Source organism: Rhodococcus sp. NPDC060090, assembly GCF_042729855.1.
GTDB lineage: Bacteria > Actinomycetota > Actinomycetes > Mycobacteriales > Mycobacteriaceae > Rhodococcus.
This window is the reverse complement of the sequence record NZ_JBHWXB010000007.1, coordinates 124,909-147,062: the sequence shown is the minus strand read 5'-3', so window position 1 is coordinate 147,062 and position 22,154 is coordinate 124,909. Positions and strand designations below refer to the sequence as shown.

20 protein-coding genes are annotated in these 22,154 nt (G+C 66.0%); 9 read left to right on the top strand and 11 right to left on the bottom strand.

The annotated features are described in order from the left end of the window. Positions 1 to 2: 2 nt before the first annotated feature. From ACFWCF_RS11780 to ACFWCF_RS11760, 5 genes are read right to left on the bottom strand one after another with little or no spacing between them, the layout of a single operon-like run. Positions 3 to 1,052, bottom strand: a complete 1,050-nt coding sequence (locus tag ACFWCF_RS11780; RefSeq protein ID WP_378561180.1) for an acyl-CoA dehydrogenase family protein — start codon at positions 1,050 to 1,052, stop codon at positions 3 to 5. Beyond that, positions 1,049 to 2,023, bottom strand: coding sequence for an acyl-CoA dehydrogenase family protein (locus tag ACFWCF_RS11775; RefSeq protein ID WP_378561177.1), 975 nt, complete (start codon positions 2,021 to 2,023; stop codon positions 1,049 to 1,051). The genes ACFWCF_RS11780 and ACFWCF_RS11775 overlap by 4 nt, the downstream gene beginning before the upstream one ends. After that, positions 2,020 to 3,180, bottom strand: a complete 1,161-nt coding sequence (locus ACFWCF_RS11770; RefSeq protein ID WP_378489021.1) for an acyl-CoA dehydrogenase family protein — start codon at positions 3,178 to 3,180, stop codon at positions 2,020 to 2,022. Before ACFWCF_RS11770 ends, ACFWCF_RS11775 begins: the two co-directional genes overlap by 4 nt. Then, complete coding sequence (locus ACFWCF_RS11765) at positions 3,180 to 4,049, bottom strand: enoyl-CoA hydratase (protein WP_378489020.1); 870 nt, start codon at positions 4,047 to 4,049, stop codon at positions 3,180 to 3,182. The genes ACFWCF_RS11770 and ACFWCF_RS11765 overlap by 1 nt, the downstream gene beginning before the upstream one ends. Next, entirely contained in the window at positions 4,046 to 5,593 is a 1,548-nt protein-coding gene (locus tag ACFWCF_RS11760; RefSeq protein ID WP_378561174.1) for a FadD3 family acyl-CoA ligase, read from the bottom strand. The genes ACFWCF_RS11765 and ACFWCF_RS11760 overlap by 4 nt, the downstream gene beginning before the upstream one ends. Positions 5,594 to 5,637: 44 nt before the next feature. Between ACFWCF_RS11760 and ACFWCF_RS11755 the strand changes: the two genes are divergently transcribed. The 7 genes from ACFWCF_RS11755 to ACFWCF_RS11725 all read left to right on the top strand — a co-directional run bounded on the left by ACFWCF_RS11755 (position 5,638) and on the right by ACFWCF_RS11725 (position 12,467). Then, positions 5,638 to 6,846: an acyl-CoA dehydrogenase family protein gene (locus ACFWCF_RS11755; protein WP_378489018.1), complete on the top strand. Its 1,209-nt coding sequence runs from the start codon at positions 5,638 to 5,640 to the stop codon at positions 6,844 to 6,846. Next, complete coding sequence (locus tag ACFWCF_RS11750; protein ID WP_378489017.1) at positions 6,843 to 7,658, top strand: SDR family oxidoreductase; 816 nt, start codon at positions 6,843 to 6,845, stop codon at positions 7,656 to 7,658. Before ACFWCF_RS11755 ends, ACFWCF_RS11750 begins: the two co-directional genes overlap by 4 nt. A 23-nt stretch (positions 7,659 to 7,681) precedes the next feature. Then, on the top strand, positions 7,682 to 8,290 hold the full coding sequence (locus tag ACFWCF_RS11745) for a TetR/AcrR family transcriptional regulator (protein ID WP_378489016.1): 609 nt from the start codon (positions 7,682 to 7,684) through the stop codon (positions 8,288 to 8,290). Between the two features lie 9 nt (positions 8,291 to 8,299). After that, the gene (locus ACFWCF_RS11740; protein WP_378489015.1) at positions 8,300 to 9,448 is read left to right on the top strand and encodes an acetyl-CoA C-acetyltransferase; all 1,149 of its coding nucleotides are present in this window, start codon (positions 8,300 to 8,302) and stop codon (positions 9,446 to 9,448) included. Between the two features lie 124 nt (positions 9,449 to 9,572). Then, a complete protein-coding gene (locus ACFWCF_RS11735) occupies positions 9,573 to 9,842 on the top strand; it encodes a DUF2277 domain-containing protein (protein ID WP_054718315.1) in 270 nt (89 codons plus the stop codon). A gap of 127 nt (positions 9,843 to 9,969) precedes the next feature. Next, entirely contained in the window at positions 9,970 to 12,288 is a 2,319-nt protein-coding gene (locus tag ACFWCF_RS11730; RefSeq protein ID WP_378561170.1) for a carbon starvation CstA family protein, read from the top strand. After that, positions 12,285 to 12,467 carry a YbdD/YjiX family protein gene (locus ACFWCF_RS11725; protein WP_378489013.1) on the top strand — a complete coding sequence of 61 codons (183 nt, stop codon included), beginning with the start codon at positions 12,285 to 12,287 and terminating at the stop codon, positions 12,465 to 12,467. Before ACFWCF_RS11730 ends, ACFWCF_RS11725 begins: the two co-directional genes overlap by 4 nt. Here ACFWCF_RS11725 and ACFWCF_RS11720 read toward each other — a convergent pair. After that, a complete protein-coding gene (locus ACFWCF_RS11720; RefSeq protein WP_378489121.1) occupies positions 12,464 to 14,455 on the bottom strand; it encodes a CocE/NonD family hydrolase in 1,992 nt (663 codons plus the stop codon). The genes ACFWCF_RS11725 and ACFWCF_RS11720 overlap by 4 nt on opposite strands. Before the next feature lie 142 nt (positions 14,456 to 14,597). Here ACFWCF_RS11720 and ACFWCF_RS11715 point away from each other — a divergent pair, with 142 nt between their 5' ends. After that, positions 14,598 to 15,341 carry a class I SAM-dependent methyltransferase gene (locus ACFWCF_RS11715; protein WP_378489012.1) on the top strand — a complete coding sequence of 248 codons (744 nt, stop codon included), beginning with the start codon at positions 14,598 to 14,600 and terminating at the stop codon, positions 15,339 to 15,341. Between the two features lie 29 nt (positions 15,342 to 15,370). Here the strand turns inward: ACFWCF_RS11715 and ACFWCF_RS11710 are convergent, their stop codons facing one another. Both ACFWCF_RS11710 and ACFWCF_RS11705 read right to left on the bottom strand, forming a co-directional pair. Beyond that, a complete protein-coding gene (locus tag ACFWCF_RS11710; RefSeq protein ID WP_378561167.1) occupies positions 15,371 to 16,951 on the bottom strand; it encodes an ABC transporter substrate-binding protein in 1,581 nt (526 codons plus the stop codon). A 42-nt stretch (positions 16,952 to 16,993) separates the two neighbouring features. Beyond that, positions 16,994 to 18,556 (bottom strand): ABC transporter substrate-binding protein, encoded by a 1,563-nt coding sequence (locus tag ACFWCF_RS11705; protein WP_378561164.1) that lies wholly within the window; start codon positions 18,554 to 18,556, stop codon positions 16,994 to 16,996. Between the two features lie 114 nt (positions 18,557 to 18,670). Here ACFWCF_RS11705 and ACFWCF_RS11700 point away from each other — a divergent pair, with 114 nt between their 5' ends. Further along, entirely contained in the window at positions 18,671 to 19,243 is a 573-nt protein-coding gene (locus ACFWCF_RS11700; RefSeq protein WP_378561161.1) for a TetR/AcrR family transcriptional regulator, read from the top strand. Between the two features lie 108 nt (positions 19,244 to 19,351). Here ACFWCF_RS11700 and ACFWCF_RS11695 read toward each other — a convergent pair whose 3' ends face one another. The 3 genes from ACFWCF_RS11695 to ACFWCF_RS11685 all read right to left on the bottom strand — a co-directional run bounded on the left by ACFWCF_RS11695 (position 19,352) and on the right by ACFWCF_RS11685 (position 22,142). Next, entirely contained in the window at positions 19,352 to 20,416 is a 1,065-nt protein-coding gene (locus ACFWCF_RS11695) for an NAD(P)H-dependent flavin oxidoreductase (protein WP_378561473.1), read from the bottom strand. A 71-nt stretch (positions 20,417 to 20,487) separates the two neighbouring features. Further along, positions 20,488 to 21,246, bottom strand: coding sequence for a CoA-transferase subunit beta (locus ACFWCF_RS11690; protein WP_378561158.1), 759 nt, complete (start codon positions 21,244 to 21,246; stop codon positions 20,488 to 20,490). Beyond that, a complete protein-coding gene (locus ACFWCF_RS11685) occupies positions 21,243 to 22,142 on the bottom strand; it encodes a CoA transferase subunit A (RefSeq protein ID WP_378561155.1) in 900 nt (299 codons plus the stop codon). The genes ACFWCF_RS11690 and ACFWCF_RS11685 overlap by 4 nt, the downstream gene beginning before the upstream one ends. Positions 22,143 to 22,154 lie beyond the last annotated feature (12 nt).

The window sequence follows — 22,154 nt, the reverse complement described above, 5'->3', positions numbered from 1 at the left end:
AGTCAGGCACAGACGGCGAGCAGATACTCGCGCGGTTGCCCGAACAGCTGCGCGGTTCCGTGTGCGCGCTTGAAGAACAACTGTGTGTCGTGTTCCCACGTGATCGCGATGCCGCCGTGCAGCTGCACCGCCTCGGACGCGACCTGCTCGAACGCTTCGGAGCAGTAGATCTTCGCCGCGTAGGCATCCTGCGGATCCTGCGACAGCGCCGCCGCGTACGACATGGATCGCGCGGTCTCCACGAGCGCGTACATGTCGGCCATGCGGTGTTTGAGTGCCTGGAACGAGCCGATGACGCGCCCGAACTGCTTGCGGTTCTTCGTGTATTCGACCGTCAGATCCAGTGTTGCCTGCGCGGCACCCACCTGCTCGGCCGAGACCGCGATCACCGCCGCCGTCCGCAGTCGCTCCACCAGATCGTCGGTCGACGACAACCGGCGCGCGGACACAGCAGAGAACGACACCTCCGCCAGCGTGCGGGTGGGGTCCATCGTCGGAACCCTGCGACGGACTACCCCGTCGGCCGTCGGATCCACCTCGAACAGCGCTGTCGTGTCACCGTCGGCGGCGATCACGAGCAGGGTTGTGGCGATGTCGCCGCCGAGGACGTAGTGGGCGGTGCCGGTGAGCACGTCGCCGTCGGCGACCACGCCGGGCCGATGCCATCCCGCTTCCGACGCCCAGCACACTGCAACGACCTCGCCGGCCGCGATGCTCGGCAGCAGCCGCGCTGCGGCGTCGGTGTCGCCGGACAACAACACCGCCTGCGCGGCGAGCACGGCCGAGCCGAGGAACGGGGACGGAGTCAGTGTGCGACCGAGTTCTTCGAGCACGACGTGGGTTTCGGCCCACGACGCGCCCACACCGTCGTACTCCTCGGGAATCGCGAGCGCCGCGACCCCCACCTGCTCGACGAGCCGCGACCACAGATCCGGGTCGTAGCCGTCAGGGGTGTCGATCGCTTTGCGGACCGCCGCGGAGTCGGAATGCTTCGCGAGCAGGTTGCGCACCGACTCCCGCAGTGCCGCACGGTCCTCGGTTTCGAACGTCACGACGCCACTCCGCTCTCGAGAGCTGCGACGACGCGTGAGCGATGGAAATCAGGTGTGCCCCACGCGGTGACGAGTGCGCGTGTCTTGGTGATCCACAGCGACAGATCGTATTCCTGGGTGTATCCGATCGCGCCGTGCACCTGCAGTGCCGTGCGTGCCGCGAGGTAGGCGGCGTCGCCGCACGCGACCTTGGCGGCCGACACGTCGCGCGACGCGGTGGGTAGACCGTCCCGCACCGCGAGCGCCGCGCCGTGCAGTAGCGGGCGCGCCATCTCGAGCGCCACAGCGACGTCGGCGAGGTGATGCTTGATCGCCTGGAACGAACCGATGACGCGGCCGAACTGCTTGCGCTGCTGCACATACTCGACGGACGTGTCGAGCAATGTCCGGCCGAGGCCCTGCAGCTGCGCGGCGGTCGCGAGTGCGCCCAGGTCGAAGGCTGCGTCGAACGAGGTGGACCCCAGGGCCTGACCGGGCGACACCTCGAACAGGCGACGCGCGAGATCCACCGACGCGTGCTGCTCACCCGCGGTGGCCGTGGAGACGGCGTCTCCGTCGACGTGCAGGACGAGATCGACGGAATCGGCGTCGACCGCGAACGGCGTGTGCGGCGCCGCGGCGACCGTCGCAAGCGACCCCGCTGCCAGTGCCGCGAGACGCTCTGGGGCGACTGCTGCGAGCAGAGCCGGTGCGACCGCGACGGTTTCGACGACCGGTCCCGGAACGGCATGCCTGCCGAGCTGCTCGAGCGCGACGACGAGATCGACCGCGTCGGCGCCGAGACCGTCATGTTCTTCGGTGATGAGCAGCCCGTTGACGCCGGTCTCGGCGAGCCGCTGCCACACCTTCAGGCCGGGCGCGGTGTCGCCGGTGTTCCACGCGCGGATGACGGCGGGCATGTCGGACTTGGTGAGGAGCGCGTCGATGCTCGACGCGAAGTCCTCGTGGGACTCATCGAGTGCGAATCTCATCGGTCACCCTTCGGGAGGCCGAGCAGCCGCTCAGCAATGACGTTCTTCTGGATTTCGTTGGTGCCGGCGTAGATCGGGCCCGACAGTGAGAACAGGTAGCCGTCGGTCCAGTTGTCGACGATCTCTGCGTGCGCGCCCTGCAGGTCGAGGGCGGTCTCGTGGGTTGCGATGTCCCACTCCGACCAGAAGACCTTGTTGATCGACGATTCGGCGCCGAGTTGTCCGCCGTTGGTGAGCCGGGTGACCGTGCCCCACGTCGACAGCTCGTAGGCGCGGGCACCGATCCACGCGTCGGCGACCTTGTTCCGGAGCGCCGCGTCGCCGTGGAGCGGCGACTTCGAGTACTGCGCCAGTAGCCGGTCGGTGGTGGCGAGGAACCGTCCGGGCGCACGCAGCGACAGGCCGCGCTCGTTCGACGCTGTGCTCATCGCAACGCGCCACCCCGCGTTGACCTCACCGATCACGCCGGACTCGCCGGGCTTCGACGGGTCGTCGGGGACGAACACGTTCTCGAGGAAGATCTCCGCGAAGCCGGGTTCGCCGTCGAGCTGGTCGATCGGACGGACGGTGACGCCCTCGGAACGCAGATCGAACATGAAGTACGTGATGCCCTTGTGGCGCTGGGCTTCCGGGTCGGACCGGAACAGACCGAAGCCCATGTCGGCGAACGACGCCCGCGAGCTCCACGTCTTCTGCCCGTTGAGCAGCCAGCCGCCGTCGACCTTTGTGGCGGTCGAGCGCAGTGACGCGAGGTCGCTGCCCGATTCGGGTTCCGACCAGGCCTGCGCCCAGATGTCGTCGGCGCGTGCCATGCGCGGCATGATGCGTTCGAGCTGTTCGGGTTTCGCGTGCTCGAACAGAGTGGGGGCGAGCAGGAAGATGCCGTTCTGGCTCACACGACCGGGTGCGCCCGAGCGGTAGTACTCTTCCTCGAACACGACCCACTGTTCGAGCGTCGCGTCGCGGCCACCGAGCGATTCGGGCCACGAGACGACGGACAAGCGCGCATCGGCGAGGAGTGCTTCCCACTGCCGGTGCTCTTCGAAGCCCTCGGCGGTATCCATCGACTTCAGGGGGGTCTTCGGGACGTTCTCCGCGAGGAACGCCCGCACTTCGTCGCGGAAGGCGAGGGTAGCGGCGTCCAGTTCGAGATCCACTACTTGCTCCCCTCGGCCGGACGTGCGCTTGCCGCCATCGATTTGGCATCCATGCCGCCGAGCGAATCGGTGCCGACCTCGGCGTTGTAGGAGTGCGCGAAGTGATGCAGGCCGAAGACCGAGTCCATGCCGTTTCGCATACCCATCTGGTCCTCGCACTGGTTGACGGCGCGCTTGGTCAGGGCCAGACCGAATCGCGGCATCTCGGCGATGCGCCCGGCCAGTGCGAGCGTCTCGGTCTCGAGGTCGTCACGCGTGACGACGCGGCTGACCATGCCCACCTCGTACGCACGCTGCGCGGTGAACCGGTCGCCGGTGTAGAGGATCTCCTTCGCGAACCGGGTGCCCAGGATCCACGGGTGGGCGAAGTACTCGACACCCGGAATGCCCATGCGTACCACGGGATCGGAGAAGAACGCGTCGTCGGAGGCGACGATGAGGTCGCAGACCCACGCGAGCATGAGGCCACCGGCGATGCAGGCGCCCTGGACCATCGCGATGGTCGGCTTGGGGATCTCCCGCCAGCGGCGGCACATCCCGAGGTAGACCTCCATCTCGCGGGCGTAGCGCTGGTCGCCGCCCGGCTTGTCGACGTGGTCCCACCACATGACGGCCTTGTTGTCGTAGTGCACGTGGTGGTCGCGGCCGGGGGTGCCGAGGTCGTGGCCTGCGGAGAAGTGCTTGCCGTTGCCGGCGAGCACGATCACCTTCACCTCGTCGTCCTGGACTGCCTTCTCGAAAGCGGCGTCGAGAGCGTAGGTCATCACCGAGTTCTGCGCGTTCCGGTAGTCCGGCCGGTTCAGAGTGACGATGGCAACGCCGTCACGCACCTCGTAGGTGACGACATCGGGCTCGAATGGGACGGTCATGACTTCTCCTCACGCAGAACGTTCTTCAGGACCTTGCCGGATGGGTTGCGGGGTAGGTGGTCGACGAATCGCACCGACCTCGGCCGTTTGAAATTGGCCAGCTTCTCTTTGGAATACGCGATCACGTCGTCTTCGGTCGGCGAACTTCCGTCCAGCGGGACCACGAACGCCTGGCCGACCTCGCCCATGCGCTCGTCGGGGATACCGATCACCGCGACTTCGTGGATGCCGGGCATGGTCAGCAGTGTCGCTTCGATCTCGGCCGGGTAGACGTTGAATCCGCCGCTGATGTACATGTCCTTGAGCCGGTCGGTGATGTCGAGGTAGCCGCGCTCGTCGAGGGTGCCGACGTCGCCGGTGTGGAGCCAGCCGTCGGAGTCGATCGTCTTCGCGGTGGCCTCGGGGTCGTCGAGGTAGCCGAGCATCACATTGGGGCCGCGCAGCAGAATCTCGTCCTTGTCGCCGATGCGCACCTCGAAGTCGGCGGTCGCGCGTCCGGACGAGGTAGACACGGTGACGGGGTCGTCGTCGGTGCGGCACATCGTCGCGACCACGGCCTCGGTCTGCCCGTACGCGGTGAGCACCGCGTCGAAGTTCAGCTCGGTCTGCATGCGTTCGACGAGCGAGACCGGAACGGGCGCGGCGCCGGTGACGGCGATCCGCAGGTTGCTCAGGTCGAAGTTGCCGCGGCGGGGGTGGTCGAGGATGCCCTGGTAGATGGTCGGCGCGCCAGGCAGGACGCTGATGCTCTCCTCGGAGACCATCGCCATGACCTTCTCGACGTCGAACACAGCGAGCGGGACCACCGTCGAGCCTGCGAGCAGGGCGGCAACGAACCCGGCCTTGTAGCCGAAGCTGTGGAAGAACGGGTTGATGATCAGATAGTTGTCGTCGACCGTCAGTTCCGCGCACTCTGCCCATGCCTGCGCGACCCCGATGCATTGCCGGTGCGCGCTGAGCACGCCCTTGCTCTTGCCGGTGGTGCCGGAGGTGAACAGGATGTCGGAGATGTCATCCGGCCCGACAGCTGAGGCGCGGGTGTCTGCCTCGGTGCGGGAGGTGTCGGTGGCGGCGGCGAGGAAGTCGTCCCAGTCGAGGACGCCGTCGGCGGGAGCGTCGATCCCGCCCACCGGGACCCGCACGACCGTGGGCACGGCGAGATCCGGTGCGGCCTCGCGAAACTGCGCGTAGCGGTCGGTGCCGAGGAACTCGCCTGCGACGACGAGCGCTGCGGCATTCACTCGTTCGATGATCTCGGCCGCTTCGCTGCCGGTGTAGCGGGTGTTGATGGGAACGACGACGCCGCCTGCCCAGTGCACACCGAGAGCTGCGATTTCCCAGTGGTACGTGTTGGGTGACCAGATCGCGACGCGCGCACCGGGTTCGATGTCGCGGGCGACGAGCGCGGCCGCGAAGTCCCGCACGCGGGTGTGCAGTTGTGCGAAGGTCAGTCGGGTGTCGCCGTCGACGATCGCGAGCCGGTCCGGCCGGGTGCCGGCGGCGTCGGCGAGGGCGGCCGGCGTGGTCCTCGGATGTGTCTTCACTGAGCTCCCTACCTAGCAATTGCTTGGTAGGTTATCGTACAGACGTGCAAGAGAGCGAGAGCCTGGAAAATACCGAGTACGCGGCGACCGTGCGGGCGTGGCTCGAGGAGAACCTGACCGGCGAGTTCGCCGCGCTCAGGGGCAAGGGCGGTCCCGGCAGCGAGCACGAGTTCTTCGAACAGCGGCTCGCGTGGGATCGTCACCTCGCCGAGGCCGGATGGACCTGCATCGGCTGGCCCACCGAATACGGCGGACGCGGCGCCACCATGGAGGAGCGAGTCACCTTCCACACCGAGTACGCGAAGGCCGACGCGCCCGCCCGCGTGAACCACCTCGGTGAAGAACTGCTCGGCCCCACCCTCATAGCGTTCGGAACCGAGGAGCAGAAGGCGCGATTCCTCCCCGGGATCCGCAACGTCACCGAACTGTGGGCCCAGGGCTATTCCGAACCGGGCGCCGGATCCGACCTCGCCAACGTCTCGACCACCGCGCGGCTCGAAGACGGCAAGTGGATCATCAACGGCCAGAAGGTGTGGACGTCCCTCGCCCACGTCGCGCAGTGGGCGTTCGTGATCGCGCGCACCGAACCGGGCTCGACACGTCACCAGGGCCTGAGCTTCCTGCTCGTCCCGCTCGATCAGCCCGGCGTCACCGTCCGGCCGATCCAGCAGCTCACCGGAACCTCCGAATTCAACGAGGTCTTCTTCGACGACGCGGTGACCGACGCCGACCTCGTCGTCGGCGAACCAGGTGACGGCTGGAAGGTCGCGATGGGTCTGCTGACCTTCGAACGCGGCGTCTCCACCCTCGGCCAGCAGATCGGCTTCGAACGAGAACTCGACGGTGTCGTCGACCTCGCGCGGGCCAGTGGATCGCTCGACGACCCCAACATCCGCGAGAAGATCGCCCGTGCCCGCGTCGGGCTGCGCGTGATGCGCGCCCACGCCCTCCGCACCCTCGGCGACGCCGATCCCGGACAGGCCTCGGTCGCCAAGCTCTTGTGGGCCAACTGGCACCGCGACCTCGGCGCCCTCGCCATGGAGGTCCAGGGCGCCGCATCGCTCATCGGCCCCGACCACGATCACGCGGGCACCCCGTCGAACATCACCGACCCGGAACATCTCGAGCTCGCCGAATGGCAGCGGCTGTTCCTGTTCACCCGCGCCGACACCATCTACGGCGGATCCAACGAGATCCAGCGCAACGTCATCGCCGAGCGGGTGCTCGGCCTTCCCCGAGAGGCTCGTCCGTGACCACCACGCCCCAGACCACTTCACCCCTGTCGGTCCCTCCGGTCGAAACCCCGGGACACGGACTGCTCGCCGGCAAGAAGGTCGTCGTCACCGCGGCCGCCGGAACGGGCATCGGCTTCTCATCGGCCCGGCGTGCCCTGCTCGAAGGCGCCGACGTGCTGGTCTCCGACTTCCACGAGCGTCGCCTCGGCGAGGCCGCAGACAAGCTTGCTGCCGAGTTCCCGGAGCAGCAGGTGCACTCCATCGTGTGCGACGTGTCGTCGACCGCGCAGGTCGACGCGCTCATCACCGGAGCCGCCGAACAGCTCGGCCGCATCGACACGCTCATCAACAACGCCGGTCTCGGCGGTGAAACCCCCGTGGTCGACATGACCGACGAGCAGTGGGATCGCGTCCTCGACGTCACCCTCACCAGCACCTTCCGCGCCACCCGTGCCGCACTGCGCTACTTCAAGGAGGCCGGGCACGGCGGCGTCCTCGTCAACAACGCCTCGGTCCTCGGCTGGCGGGCCCAGCATTCGCAGGCGCACTACGCTGCCGCGAAGGCCGGCGTCATGGCCCTCACCCGATGCTCGGCGATCGAGGCGGCCGAATACGGCGTGCGCATCAACGCCGTCGCACCGTCCATCGCGCGCCACGCGTTCCTCGCGAAGGTCACCAGCGAGGAACTGCTCGACAAGCTGGCCTCCGGCGAGGCGTACGGTCGTGCCGCGGAAGTGTGGGAGATCGCAGCGACTATTGCGATGCTGGCGAGCGACTACACCACCTACCTGACCGGCGAGATCGTGTCGATCTCCTCGCAGCGGGCCTAATAGTTCGAAAGGCTTTTCTCTCCATGACCCCACCTCGCGACGACTCAGCGAAGACCGGCCGCCGCGCCGAACTGCTCCACATCGCGGCCGACCTCTTCGCGTCACGCGGTGTCCGCGCCACCACGGTCCGCGACATCGCCGACGCCGCGGGGATCCTCTCGGGCAGCCTCTACCATCACTTCGACTCGAAGGAGTCGATGGTCGACGAGATCCTGCGAGCGTTCCTCGACGAACTGTTCGATCGGTACCGCAAGATCGTGGCAGCCGGCCTCGACCCGCGCGCGACCCTCGAAGCGCTCGTCACCACGTCCTACGAATCGATCGACCGATCGCACGCGGCCGTTGCGATCTACCAGGACGAGGCCAAGCACCTCGACGGCGACAAGTTCTCCTACATCGCCGAACTCAACACCGAGTTCCGCACACTGTGGTCGGGGGTACTCGAACGCGGCATCTCCGAGGGAGCATTCCGGCCCGACGTGGACGTCGACGTCGTCTTCCGTTTTCTCCGCGACACGGTGTGGGTCGCGGTGCGCTGGTATCGGCCGGGCGGAGCGCTCAGTGTCGAACAAGTTGCGCAGCAGTACCTTTCCATCGTTCTCGATGGACTGTCGAACCCGAACCCCGCATAAGGAGCAACAATGTCCGAGGCGTACATCGTCGATGCGATCCGCACTCCGATCGGTAAGAAGAACGGCAGCCTGGCTCCCGTTCACCCGATCGACCTCGGCTCGCACGTCATCAAGGCCGTCGTCGAGCGCACCGGCATCGACCCGTCGGACGTCGACGACGTCATCTTCGGCTGCGTCGACGCGATCGGCGGCCAGGCCGGCAACATCGCACGCATGTCGTGGCTGGCCGCGGGCCTGCCGCAGCACGTGCCCGGTGTCACCGTGGACCGTCAGTGCGGCTCGAGCCAGCAGGCCATCCAGTTCGGGGCGCAGGCGATCCTGTCCGGCACGGCCGACCTCATCATCGCCGGCGGCGTGCAGAACATGAGCCAGATCCCGATCTCCGCCGCGATGATCGTCGGTCAGCAGTACGGCTTCACCACGCCGACCGCCGAGTCGAAGGGCTGGGCCGAGCGGTACGGCAACGAGGAGGTGTCCCAGTTCAAGGGCGCCGAGATGATCGCCGACAAGTGGGACATCACCCGCGAGGACCTCGAGCAGTGGGCTCTGCAGAGCCACGAGCGCGCCAAGGCGGCCATCGCCGAGGGGCGCTTCGAGAAGGAAATCGTCCCGGTCGGTGAGTTCACCACCGATGAGGGCCCGCGCGAGACCAGCCTCGAGAAGATGGCCTCGCTCAACGTGCTCGTCGAGGGTGGACGACTCACCGCGGCCGTCGCCAGCCAGATCTCCGATGGCGCCAGCGCGCTGCTGCTCGCGTCCGACGAGGCAGTGAAGAAGCACGGTCTGAAGCCGCGCGCGCGGATTCACCACATGAGTGCCCGCGGCGACGACCCGATCTTCATGCTGAGCGCACCGATCCCGGCCACCCAGCATGCACTCGAGAAGACCGGCCTGACGATCGACGACATCGACCTGATCGAGATCAACGAGGCGTTCGCACCCGTCGTGCTCGCATGGATCAAGGAGATCGGCGCCGACCCGGCCAAGGTCAACGTCAACGGCGGCGCTATCGCGCTCGGCCACCCGCTCGGCGCGACCGGCACCAAGCTCATGGCGACCCTGCTCAACGAGCTCGAGCGCACCGGTGGACGCTACGGCTTGCTCACCATCTGCGAGGGTGGCGGCACCGCCAACGTCACCATCATCGAACGCGTCTGACGACACCTGCTCGATACTTCCCGCCCGCCCGTCGCTTCCCGCCGCTGCACCTCGCAGTTGCGCGAAGGCGACGGGCGCGCGCGATTCCTGTGCGTGTCCAGCGACGAGGTCTAACCTCGAAGGCATGTGCCGGAACATCACAGAGCTGCGCGGTCTCGAGCCGGTAGCGACCGCCGAAGAAATCGAGGCGGCTGCTCGGCAATACGTCCGCAAGGTCAGCGGAATCCACAAACTGTCCGATGCCACCCGGGAGCCGTTCGAGCAGGCCGTCGCGGAGGTCACCGCGACCACCACCCGGCTGCTCGACCTTCTCCCCGAGCGGCGGCAACCACCACCGACGGTGCCACCACTGCGTCGTCCCGAAGTGCAGGCGAGGATCGCGGCACGCGGCTGAATCACTGATTTCGGTTCGTGCTCTCCGGTCCGCGGGTAGCGTGACGCTGGCCAGAACTGTGCACGCTGTCGAGGGCTGTCGCGGCGCATCGGTCGAAGCTCCGCGTCGGCTCTGGTGAGGAGCCGAGATGGCCGTCGACCCGACGCCGCAGACCGACGCGAATATCGAATACCTGCGTACAGAACCGGATCTGCCGCCGGTCGGCGTCGTCGACCGGACTCCGATGTCCGCCACGGCGCGCATCGTCTTCGTGATCCTGGCGATCGTCGGCGGCTTCGCCTGGTCGATGATCGCGGTGGTCCGCGGCGAGAACATCAACGCGGTGTGGTTCGTCATCGCGGCGGTGTGCACGTACCTGGTCGCATACCGGTTCTACGCCAAGTTCATCGAACGCAAGATCGTGCAGCCGCGCGACGACCGCGCGACACCCGCCGAGGTCCTGGAGAACGGCAAGGACTACATGCCGACCGACAGGCGCGTGCTGTTCGGTCATCACTTCGCCGCGATCGCCGGCGCCGGACCGCTCGTCGGACCGGTGCTTGCCGCCCAGATGGGCTATCTTCCGGGAACGATCTGGATCATCGTCGGCGTCGTCTTCGCCGGTGCTGTCCAGGACTTTCTGGTGCTGTGGATTTCGTCGCGTCGTCGCGGACGCAGTCTCGGGCAGATGGGACGTGACGAACTCGGCCCCATCGGCGGCACCGCCGCCCTGATCGCCGTCTTCGTCATCATGATCATCATCATTGCGGTGCTCGCACTCGTGGTGGTCAACGCGCTCGCCGAGAGCCCATGGGGAATGTTCTCCATCGCGATGACCATCCCGATTGCGCTGTTCATGGGCGTGTATCTGCGTTTCCTGCGGCCAGGCAAGGTCTCCGAAGTCTCGGCGATCGGAGTCGTGCTGCTGATCCTGGCGATCGTCGCCGGTGGCTGGGTCGCCGAAACCGAGTGGGGTGTCGAGTGGTTCACCCTGTCGAAGGTGACGATCTCGTGGTTGATGATCGCCTACGGATTCGCCGCGTCGGTGTTGCCCGTCTGGCTCCTGCTGGCCCCGCGCGACTACCTCTCCACGTTCATGAAAGTCGGCACCATCGCGTTGCTCGCGATAGGTATTCTCATTGCTCGGCCCGAGATCCAGATGCCCGACGTCACGTCGTTCGCGATCGACGGCGACGGACCCGCCTTTGCCGGGTCGCTGTTCCCCTTCCTGTTCATCACCATCGCCTGCGGGGCGTTGTCGGGGTTCCACGCGCTGATCTCGTCCGGCACGACCCCGAAGATGTTGGAGAAGGAGAAGCAGACCCGCCTCATCGGATATGGCGGGATGCTCACCGAATCGTTCGTGGCGATCATGGCGCTCGTCACCGCGTGCATCATCGATCAGCACCTGTATTTCGCGCTCAATGCCCCGGAAGCACTCACCGGCGGCACTCCCGAAACCGCAGCCGCTTATGTGAACGGACTCGGGCTGTCCTCGCCGGATATCACTCCCGAGCAGATAGCCGGTGCTGCGGCCGCCGTAGGGGAGGACTCGATCATCTCCCGCACCGGCGGTGCGCCCACTCTCGCGTTCGGTATGTCGAATGTGCTGTCCGACCTGTTCGGCGGCGACAGTCTCAAATCATTCTGGTATCACTTCGCGATCATGTTCGAGGCGTTGTTCATCCTCACGACCGTCGACGCCGGTACCCGTGTCGCGCGCTTCATGCTCTCGGATTCCCTCGGCAACTTCGGCGGTGCCGCCAAGCGTTTCAAGGATCCGTCGTGGCGTCCCGGTGCGTGGTTCTGCTCGTTCGTGGTCTGCGCGCTGTGGGGTGCGATCCTGCTCATGGGCGTCACCGATCCGCTCGGCGGCATCAACACCCTGTTCCCGCTGTTCGGTATCGCCAATCAGTTGCTCGCCGCGATCGCACTGACGATCGTCCTCACCATCGTGGTCAAGAAGGGTCTGCTGAAGTGGGCGTGGATACCCGGCGTCCCGTTGGTGTGGGATCTCATCGTGACGATGACGGGGTCGTGGCAGAAGATCTTCTCCAGCGACCGTGCCGTCGGTTACTGGGCTCAGCACAATGCCTTCGTCGACGCGAAGAACGCAGGCGAAACCAGTTTCGGCTCCGCGGCTTCGCCGGCGGCGATCGACGCGGTCATCCGCAACACGTTCATCCAGGGCACACTGTCGATCGTGTTCGCGGTACTCGTGCTCATCGTGGCGATCGCCGGTGTGGTGGTGTGTATCCGGTCGATACGACAGGGCGGCATGCCCACCACCGAGTCTCCGGATGTGCCGTCGAAGATCTTCGCTCCGGCCGGATTCGTGCCCACACCGGCCGAGCGTGAACTGCAGAAGCAGTGGGACGAACTCATTGCGGCAGGCAAGGTGCGTGCACCGGGTGCGGCGCGCGCTCACCCCGAGCATGCGCATCAACGCGACGAGGAAAAGTCGTGATCACCGCGGTGCGTCGAGCGTGGTGGTGGGTCGGTGCGTTGATGGGCGACCACGACTACGCGCGGTATGCCGCATTACAGCGGCGAACGCACCCGGATCGCCCCGTCCTGACAGAGCGTGAGTACTGGCGTGAGCGGCATGCCTCGAGCGATGCGAACCCGGGCGCACGCTGCTGCTAACCCACGACAGGCAGCGTCACGAAACTCGGTGTGGATGGATCGAGTTCGACATGCTGTGGTGCGAGCTTGCTGTCGTGGAGCATCGGACCGAGCGGGAGCGACCGCGGAATGCTCGACGCGTACACGTCGATCCGGATGCGGTGACCCGGCTGCAGGATTGCGTCGGTGGGCAGCATGCTGATGTCGAGCTGGGTGGGCTGCCCGGGCACGACCGGTTGGCGCGTGTCGAGCGTCAGGAACGGGTGGGCCTGCGCGTAGTCGCCCGCCTCGGTGAACGTGCTCTTCGAATCGTCGATCGCCCGCAGTGACGCCACCAGCGACCCGGAGGACAGCACGGTGGAGCGACCATCGGGCGCAACATCATTGATCGACACCGACCAGAATCCGTCCGGATTGTCGAGGACGGTATTCAGGTGCAGATTGATCGGCCCGGACAGAGCTGTCGGCTCGACCATCGGCTGGGATGTGAACGTCAGGCCCTCCGCTTCGTTGAACCGTGCGTCCTTCGTGCAGTTCGATCCGAGGACAACTGCAAGGCCCGCGGTGCCCTGCGCGGCTTCTCTCGAACACACCCCGCGCAGGCCTGGTGCGACGGTGAGCCGTGCAGGCGCGTCGGGCGGGGTGGGTTGCAGGCTTCCGTCGTGGACTGCGTGTGCTGCGGTGCCGCTCTGGGGCATCGACAGATACATCCGCTCGTATTCGACACCGGCGCGCGGGAACTGGTCGGTGGTGGTCCAGCCGCCTCCTTGCTGCAGCAGGGTCACCGGCCCGTAGTCGGTGATGCCGTTGTCGATGTCCGCGAGCCAATGGTCGAACCAGGCGCGCTGCAATGCTGCCATCGTCGGCGGGTGTCCGGGTGTGCCGAAGTCTTCGCCGAGCACGGCGTGGTATCCGTCGCCCATCACGAGCTGCTTGTCGCCGGGCGCCACCGGAATCGAGTTGTAGATATCGGGCTCGCTGTTGGCGAAGATGTCGTGCCAGTTGCCGAACACGAAGGTGGGTACGTCGACAGCGTCGAGATCGGCTTGTCGTTCCTGGTAGAACGAGCCGTCCTGCGCGACTTCGAGGGCATCGGGGGAGACGCCCTCGATCGTCGGTGCGGTGAGCGCTTCGACGAGTTCGGGGATCTTGGTGAACGGATCGGCCATGCGGTCGCGGAGCCATTGCGCATCGAATCTGCCCTGCAACAGCGCTTCGACGTCGGGTACCCATTTGAGTCCGTTGACGAGGCCGAGCCACGCCGGCATGAATCCGACGCCGATCGCACCGCCGGTGCCGACGATGTCGCGGAGCAGGTCGTTGCCGGGTTCGACGGCGAACACCGCGTCGAGTTCGGCGGGCCGGTGTCCGGCGGCCTGGATCTGATTGATTGCCGAATACGACACGCCGGTAGTGCCGATGCGGCCGTTGGACCACGGCTGCGCCGCGACCCAGTCGATGACCTCGACGGTGTCCTGTTGTTCGCGAGGTCCGAGTACGTCCCACTGACCCTGGGAGAAGCCCGTACCGCGGACGTCGACGATCACCTGGGTGTAGCCGTTCTGCACGAGGTCGCGGTTGAGCCCGAAGACGCGTCCGAGCTGTGCTGCGGGGGCGGCGAGCTCGGTGATGCCGTCGAACGGGACGTCGAGATTCAGGATCGTCCCGAGATCTTCGATGAGCGGTTGGAGGGTGGGATCCTCCATTGCGACGGAGGCGAGCGTCGACAGGAGTTTCGTGTACGGCGTGAGGTTGAGGACCACCGGTGTCTTCTCGTCGATCGGTGTTCCGTCCGTATTCGCGGGTCGGAACACGTTGGCGCGGAGAATGGTTCCGTCGCTGAGGGTGATCGGAACGTCCCACTCGACTGCGGTGCTCGGATAGTCGTCGGGTGCGTCGACGGCGTCCTGCCATGCGACGGCATCGGCTCCACCCGACGGATCGGCCGTGGCCGGTGGCGCGAGCGCGATCGTCGTGGCGGTGGCTGCCGCAATGACGACAGCGCTCATGAGACGTGATTTCACTTGAATTCCCTCGTACCGGCAGTAACAGCTTTCAGGCACGTTAGCGCCCGGAAATTCCCAGGTCAACGATATGCACACGGCGTTATGCCGATTTGTGGATGACCATGGATGTATCTTTCGCAGCGTGATGGTGGGAAAGAATTGGTTCGATCATGGTGGTCAGGCCTACGCGCAGTTTCGTCCCGAATACCCGGCAGAGCTCGCGGAGTTCCTCGCTTCCCTTGCTCCGACGACCGAACTCGCGGTCGATGTCGGGTGTGGAAGCGGCCAGCTGACGGTGCAGCTCGCACCTCATTTCGAGGCGGTGATCGGGATCGATCCCAGCGTCGATCAGATCGTGAATGCCCGGGCTCATGATCGGGTCCGGTACGTGCAGGCGCCCGCTGAGGTTCTTCCCGTGCGGGACCGTAGCGCCGGGCTGATCACCGCGGCGCAGGCGGCGCACTGGTTCGATCGCTCGGCGTTCTACAGCGAGGTGCGGCGTGTCGCGGTCGACGATGCTGTTCTTGCGCTGGTCAGCTACGGGGTGATGCAACTCGATGCCGAGCTCGTCGACCGGTTCGATCGTTTCTATCGTGACGAGATCGGCCCGTACTGGACGAAGGAACGGCAGCTGGTCGACAGTGGATACGCGGACATCGACTTTCCGTTCGACGAGCAATCGGCCCCACCCATGTTGATCCGTAGACAGTGGGACCTGAATGGAATGCTGGGCTATATCTCGACGTGGTCGGCGGTCCGAAATGCCGCGGAGGCAGGAAAGTCCGAGGTGCTGAAGTCATTCGCAGCGGACATGACGCTCCTGTGGGGCGACCCCGCGGTCACGCGGGAGGTGGCGTGGCCTATCCACATGCGCCTCGGGAACGTCTGATCGCAGCTGTGCCTCGATGGCTCCGAAAACTACGGGGTGAGCCACATTCCATCGGGCAGTGTCGATCCGAGTGCGTACATCTGTACACCGTGGAGGTTCTGGCTGCTGATCACCGACGGTGCCGACCGGATGTACCAGATTCCCGGTTCGAGTTCGGCCAGCCGTTCCTGCACCGTGCGATACGCGGCGACCCGTTCCTCGCCCGAGGTGCCCGTGCGACCGGCGTCGAGGGCGGCGTCCAATTCGGGGTCGGAGATGCCGGTGTGATTTCCCGACGACGTGGAATGGAAGGCGTTCCACAGAGTGGTGTCGGGTTCGGGGCTGTCCGCGGCCCAGATGATCATGTCGAAGTCGCGGGCCGCGGTACGCGGCATGTACCCGGCGATGTCGAGCACCTCCACCTGGACGTCGACGTTGTCGTAGGCGGCGAGCTGTGCCTGAAGACTCTCGGCGACGGATCTGATCTCGACGAGCGAGGTTGCGGTGAAGGTGAATTCGACGGGTTTTCCCTCCGCAGCCAGTTCGTCGAAGAGTTGCTGTGCCCGCTCGGGATCATCCTGCCGGAGGGGGATGTCCGCATGGAACGGTGAGGAGTCCGGGAACAGTGTGTCGGGGACCTCGCCGTGCCCCTCGAACACGGCGGTGTTGATGTCGTCGAGATTCACCGCCGCGCTCACCGCCTCCCGGGCTCGGGGGTCGTCGAACGGGGCACGCCGGGTGTTCATGACCAGGTACTGTCCGCCGCCGACCGGTACGGCGTCGGTGACCAGGCCCGCCTGATCGGCCTTTGCCAGTGCCGCCCAGCTGGATTCGGACGCCAGATCGGCGCCGCCGCTGACCATCATGTTGACGCGCTGGTTTGCGTCGCTGACGGCGCGGAGCTCGAGTGAATCGAGGTACGGGCGTGGTGCATCCCAGTAGTCGGGGTTGCGGTCGAGCTTCATCCGGTCCTGGCGCGACCACTCGGTCAATATGAACGGGCCTGCCCCGACGGGATCCGCGTTGAAGGCGTCGGTCCCCTTGTCCAGTGCGGTGGGGGACGCTATCCAGTTGAGTCCGCTCGACGTGATCGAATTCCCGAACTTCGGATTGGGTGCAACCAGGGTGACCTTCAACGTTGTGTCGTCCACAACCTCGGTCGACGCGATCTGCGACGCCAACGTCAGCGAACCGGAGCCGAGCGCCGGATCGAGGATGCGATCCCAGTTGAACTTCACCGCTTCGGCGTCGAGCGGTGTTCCGTCGGTGAAGACGAGATCGGGTCGCAGCGCAAGGAGGAACGTGGCACCGCCGTCGGACGTGGAGAAATCCTCGGCCATCCGATACTCGAGCTCGAGTGTCTGAGGATCATCGATCATGAGCGTCCCGTACAGGGCATTGCCCAACAAGCCTTGGCCGACCCAGTTGTTGGCGAGTGTCGCTGGGTCGAGCGACAGCGGTTCGCGGACCTGGATGACACGTGCGACACCGCCCGGCGCCGGTTCGCCGTCGGACCCCGCAGGCGCGGCGGAATCGGACGGCGCACCGCACGCTGTCAGGAGTAGCGCCGCCGCACAGACGGCGACGAGCGAGGTGACCGAATTCCTGTGCCGAACAACCCATCCGAACATGGAGGAACCTACCTTCAGGCAAATGGAGCTGGTGGCGGATCGCTATCCCGTGACCCACATTTCCCCGGGAAGTGGGGATCCGAGCGAGTACAGGCGGATGCCGTGGATATCGTTGCCGGTGATGACGGCCGGAGCTGCCCGGATGTACCAGATGGCCGGGGCGACCTCGGCGAGACGCTCCTGCACGATCTCGTAGGCAGCGGCCCGTTCTTCGGGTGTCGTGCCCACACGGCCTGCGTCGAGGGCCGCGTCGAGTTCGGGATCGGAGATGCCGGTGACATTGCCTCTCGACTGTGAGTGGAAAGCGTTCCACAAGGTGGAGTCAGGTTCCTGGACATTCGCCGACGAGATCATCATGTCGTAGTCGCGGGCGATGTTGCGCGGAATGAACGCGGTGAAATCGACGACCTCGACGTCCATGTTCACGTTGTCGTATGCGGCCAGTTGCGCTTGGGAGACTTCGGCGGTTGCCTTGGTCTCCGGTAGAGATGTTGCAAGGAAGGTGAAATCGACGGGCTTGCCCTCTGCCGCGAGCTCGTCGAAGAGGCGCTGGGCTTCTTCGGGGTTGTGCTCGGCCAAGGGAATGTCGTTGTAGAACGGCGACGACTCGGGGAACAGTGTGTCCGGGACGATGCCGGTGCCTTCGAATGCGGCCGTGTTGATGTCGTCGAGCTGCAATGCCATCGAGACGGCGCGACGCGCGCGAGGGTCGTCGAATGGGGCGCGGCGGGTATTCATTGCGAAGTACTGTCCACCGCCGACGGATGCGATCTCGGTGCCGAGTCCGGCATCTTCGGCTCGGGCGAGGGCCGTCCAGCTGGTTTCCGAGGCGAGGTCGGCTCCTCCCGACGAGAGCATGTTGACCCGCTGGCTGCCGTCGGCGACGTTGAGGAGGGTGATGCTGTCGAGGTACGGCCGGGGTGCGTCCCAATAGCCGGGGTTGCGTTCGAGCCCCATGCGGTCCTGGCGACGCCACTCCGTGAGCGTGAACGGTCCTGCGCCGACCGGAGCGTTGTTGAAGGCGTCCTTGCTCTTCTCCAGCGCGGTGGGGGAGGTGATCCAGTTCAAGGTGCTGTTCGTGATCGAGTAGGCGAACATCGGGTTGGGGTCGGCCATGACGACCTTCAATGTGGTCTCGTCGATCACCTCTGTTGCGGCGATCTGGGAGGCCTGCGGAAGGGAACTCGATCCGGTGGCGGGGTCGGCGATCCGCGACCAATTAACTTGCACCGCTTCGGCATCGAGGGGAGTTCCGTCGGTGAACATCAGGTCCGGGCGCAGTTCGAGGGTGAACGTACTACCACCATCGGCGGTGGAGAATCCGGTCGCCATCCGGTATTCGATCTCGAGCGTTTCGGGATCGTCGATCATCAGCGTTCCGTAGAGCGCGTTTCCGAGCAGGCTCTGGCCGACCCAGTTGTTGGTCAATGCCGCCGGGTCGAGTGCCACCGGTTCGCGAACCTGGATCATGGTGGCCGTGCCGCCGGAGACCGGATCGCCGACCGGTTCGTCCGAGGTGCCGCCGGAGTCGGGGGCCCCGCATGCGCCTACGAGCAGTAGCACCGAGCATGCGGCGACGACGGTGGTCAGGGTATGCCGGATCATCGATCTCCCCTCATTGTGGGACGGGTCACACAGTCCTGAAGAGTGAAGTTAGCAAGATCGGGAGAGATATAGAAGACCATCTCCTGAAATAGTCGATCTGGGTACGATCACCACATGGCGGACACGTCCCGTCGTCCGGGCAGACCGCGCGACACCAGCATCGACGAACGGGCACTCGCCGCAGCGCGCGAACTGCTCGCGCAACAGGGATTCGAGGCGACGACAATCCAGGCCGTGGCGGTGCGGTCGGGTGTGCACGCGTCGGCGATCTATCGCAGGTGGTCGTCGCGGATCGAGTTGATCGAGGACGCCGCCTTCCCGATGGAGAGCCCCTTGAAGGTCGACCCCACAGGGAATCTCCGAGAGGATCTGCGTCGCTTCATCCGCGCCTACACCGGCACGTTCAGCGACCCGGCGACACGTGCCGCGGCGGGGCCTCTACTGGCGCATCGCCGGTCCGATGCCGGCCACGGCGCGGCGTACCAGCGGGTGTCGGTGCGACCCCAATTCTTTGCGATCCTGGAATCGGCACCACCGGGCACCGTCGATCCGACCCTCGACCCCAACGACGTGTTCGACATGCTCCTCGGCGCAGTGTGGACGCGCATCGTCGTGCCGATCATCGACTCGCGACCCGACCCGGTCGAGCGGACGGTGGAGATGATCGTGAGAATGCTGAGACCCTGAACAAGCACAGGACCCGTGAACGAAGAGAAGTAAGCAGGGTGAATGTAAAGCTCGCAGCCCCAGTGGATGACCACCAGGGCTGCGAGCTCTACATCAGGGCTGCCAGGTTCAGACGCGTCCGGATTCCCGCAGGGCTCCGAGGGCGTCGATACGAGCAACCGCGTCGGTCATGATCCGGTCGATCAACTCCGCACAGCTCGGCAGGTCGTCGACCATGCCGACCGCCTGACCCGAGGCGAGCACACCGGCATCGGTGTTGCCCTCGACGAGACCGGCTTTGAGCAACATAGGGGTGTTGGCGGCCATGATGATCTGCTGCCAGGTGCGGTCGCTCGCCTTCTTCATGGCGAGTCCGTCCTTGACGAGCGTGGACCATTTCATGCCGGTCATCGACTTGAACTTCGTCGCGTTGCGCGCGGCCGCGACGAGTCCCTTCGCGTAGCTGGACTTCTCGAGGCTGTTCACCAGATCGGTGTTGAGCACGCGGTGCGGCATCCCGTCGACCTTGAGGGAGACGGTGGTGTCCTGCAGCCCGCGGGCCAGGTACTGCTGCTTGACCGAATCCGGGACAGCGCTGTCGCTGGTGAGCAGGAATCGGGTGCCCATCGCGACACCGGCCGCGCCGTACGACAGCGCCGCGGCCAGGCCGCGGCCGTCGAAGAAACCACCTGCGGCGACGACGGGAATGTCGACGGCGTCGAGAACGCTGGGCAGCAGCAACGTCGTAGCGACGGGGCCGGTGTGGCCTCCGCCCTCACCGCCCTGCACGATCACTGCGTCCGCGCCCCACGATGCGACCTTCACCGCGTGCTTCGCGGCGCCGATCGACGGGATCACGACGATGCCGTGATCCTTGAGCTTCGCGATGAGCTCCTTCTTGGGGGCAAGCGCGAACGATGCGACCTTGACCTTCTCGCGGATCAGCAGGTCGATGCGCTGTTCCGCATCGGATGCGTCGGCGCGCATGTTCACGCCGAAGGGCTTGCCGGTCAGCGACTTCGTCTTCAGCACTGCCGCTTCGAGTTCCGGGTAGGTCATCGTGGCGGACGCAAGGATGCCCAGGCCGCCGGCATTCGACGTCGCCGCCGTCAGGCGCGGACCCGACACCCATCCCATGCCCGTCTGGACGATGGGATGCTCGATCCCCACGAGCTCGGTCAACGGAGTACGCAGGACCTGCGCAGATCCCCCGTCGCTTCGCTCGCCCTGCGCAGATCCCCCGTCGCTTCGCTCGCCCTCGCTGCTCACAGCGAAACCTCGCGGTCGCGCAGGCCCTTCGGATCGATGACCTCGCGGATCAGGCGCAGCTCTTCGGCGGTGGGCTCGCGGGTCACGCCTGCCTCGGCGAGACCGGCGACCTCGAACGACGTGTTCGCGGCGACGGTGTCGGCGTCGACACCCGGGTGCAGCGACACGGCGCGGAACGCGTGGTTCGGCCCCTCGAAGTCGAACACGCCGAGATTGGTGACCACCCGGGGAATGCTCAGGAATCGGTACGCCGGGTTCTCGGGGTCGATCTTGTCGTAGCCCACGCCGCACACGACGTCGACGGTGTCGGTGAAGACGCGGGTCGAGTGCTTGCCCACCCAGTAGCTGGTGGCGTGGTTGATGGTGTTGCCGGGTGCGCCGCGAACACCGAACATCTGACGCGTCGGCTTCTCCAGCGGGCCGAATGCCGAGAGGTTCTGGTTGCCGTAGCGGTCGATCTGGTTGGCGCCCATCACCACGTGGCGGCGTCCGGATGCGACGACGTCGAACACCTTGCGGAACGGCATCCAGCCCTCGATCGGAGCCTTCGCGCCGAGCGCGGGCACCTCGGCGAGGATCAGGGCCTCACCGTCGGTGATCACGAGGTCGGGTTCGGTGGTGAGCTTGGCCAGGCGTGCTCCGATCTGCGGGAGCGTAGCCATGGGGCTGGCAACGATTTCGCCTGCACCGGAAAAGATCTCGGCGCACGCAATCGCGCAGTATTCGGCGCGGGTCACGGTGTCGGTGGTGGTCATGCCTGCTGCTCCCCGGTGTTCGATTCGGCGGTGAACTTCTTGACGGCGGCCTGGTAGTCCTCTTCGGATCCGGAGAGGAACCGGTCGACGAAGGTCTGCCACGACTCGGGGGTCTTGGCGGCCTCGGCGTAGTGACGCTGGAACTTCTCGTCGCGGCCGTACGAGTCGCCGGCGAGGGTGAAGTGGGCGCCGTTCGGTGCTTCGACGACACCGTCGACCATCAGGCGGTTGAGCAGCAACTGCTGCAGCGGCACTTCCTTGACCAGCTGCTCGGTCTCGACGATCTTCTCCACCGAGACGTACCGCTTCTCGGCGGCCATGCAGTAGAGATCGTCGAAGTAGGGGTCGACCCCCTGGTAGCCGGCGTTGCCGTGCTTGTCACCGATGTTCAGGTGTACGAACGACGCGTCCAGGTTCAGCGCGGGCATCGCGATCAGGGTCTCGCGGCGGCCGGCTTCGTCGGCATAGGGGGAGGTGACGGTCTGCAGTTCGTCGCCCCAGAAGGTCTGCACGTCGGAGCCGAGCCCGGCGCGGATGGGCAGGAACGGCAGGCGCGCGGCGGCAGCTTCGAGGCCGCACTTGATCATGCCCTCGTCCATCTCGCGGGCGATGAGTTGGCCGGAGGTGCGGGCGGCGGCGAACCACGGGTCGTAGAACGGCGCCGAATCGAGCGACACGAAGCCGTAGTACGCCTTTTTCACCTTGCCTGCCGAGCACAGCAGGCCCAGGTCGGGTCCGCCGTAGGTGACGACGGTCAGGTCCTTGATGTCCGAACGCAGAATCGCGCGGACGAACGCCATGGGCTTGCGGCGCGATCCCCAGCCGCCGAGGCCGATGGTCATTCCGCTGCGCAGTTCGCCGACGACCTCGTCGAGCGACATTCTCTTGTCACGCATGAGTGTTCAAGC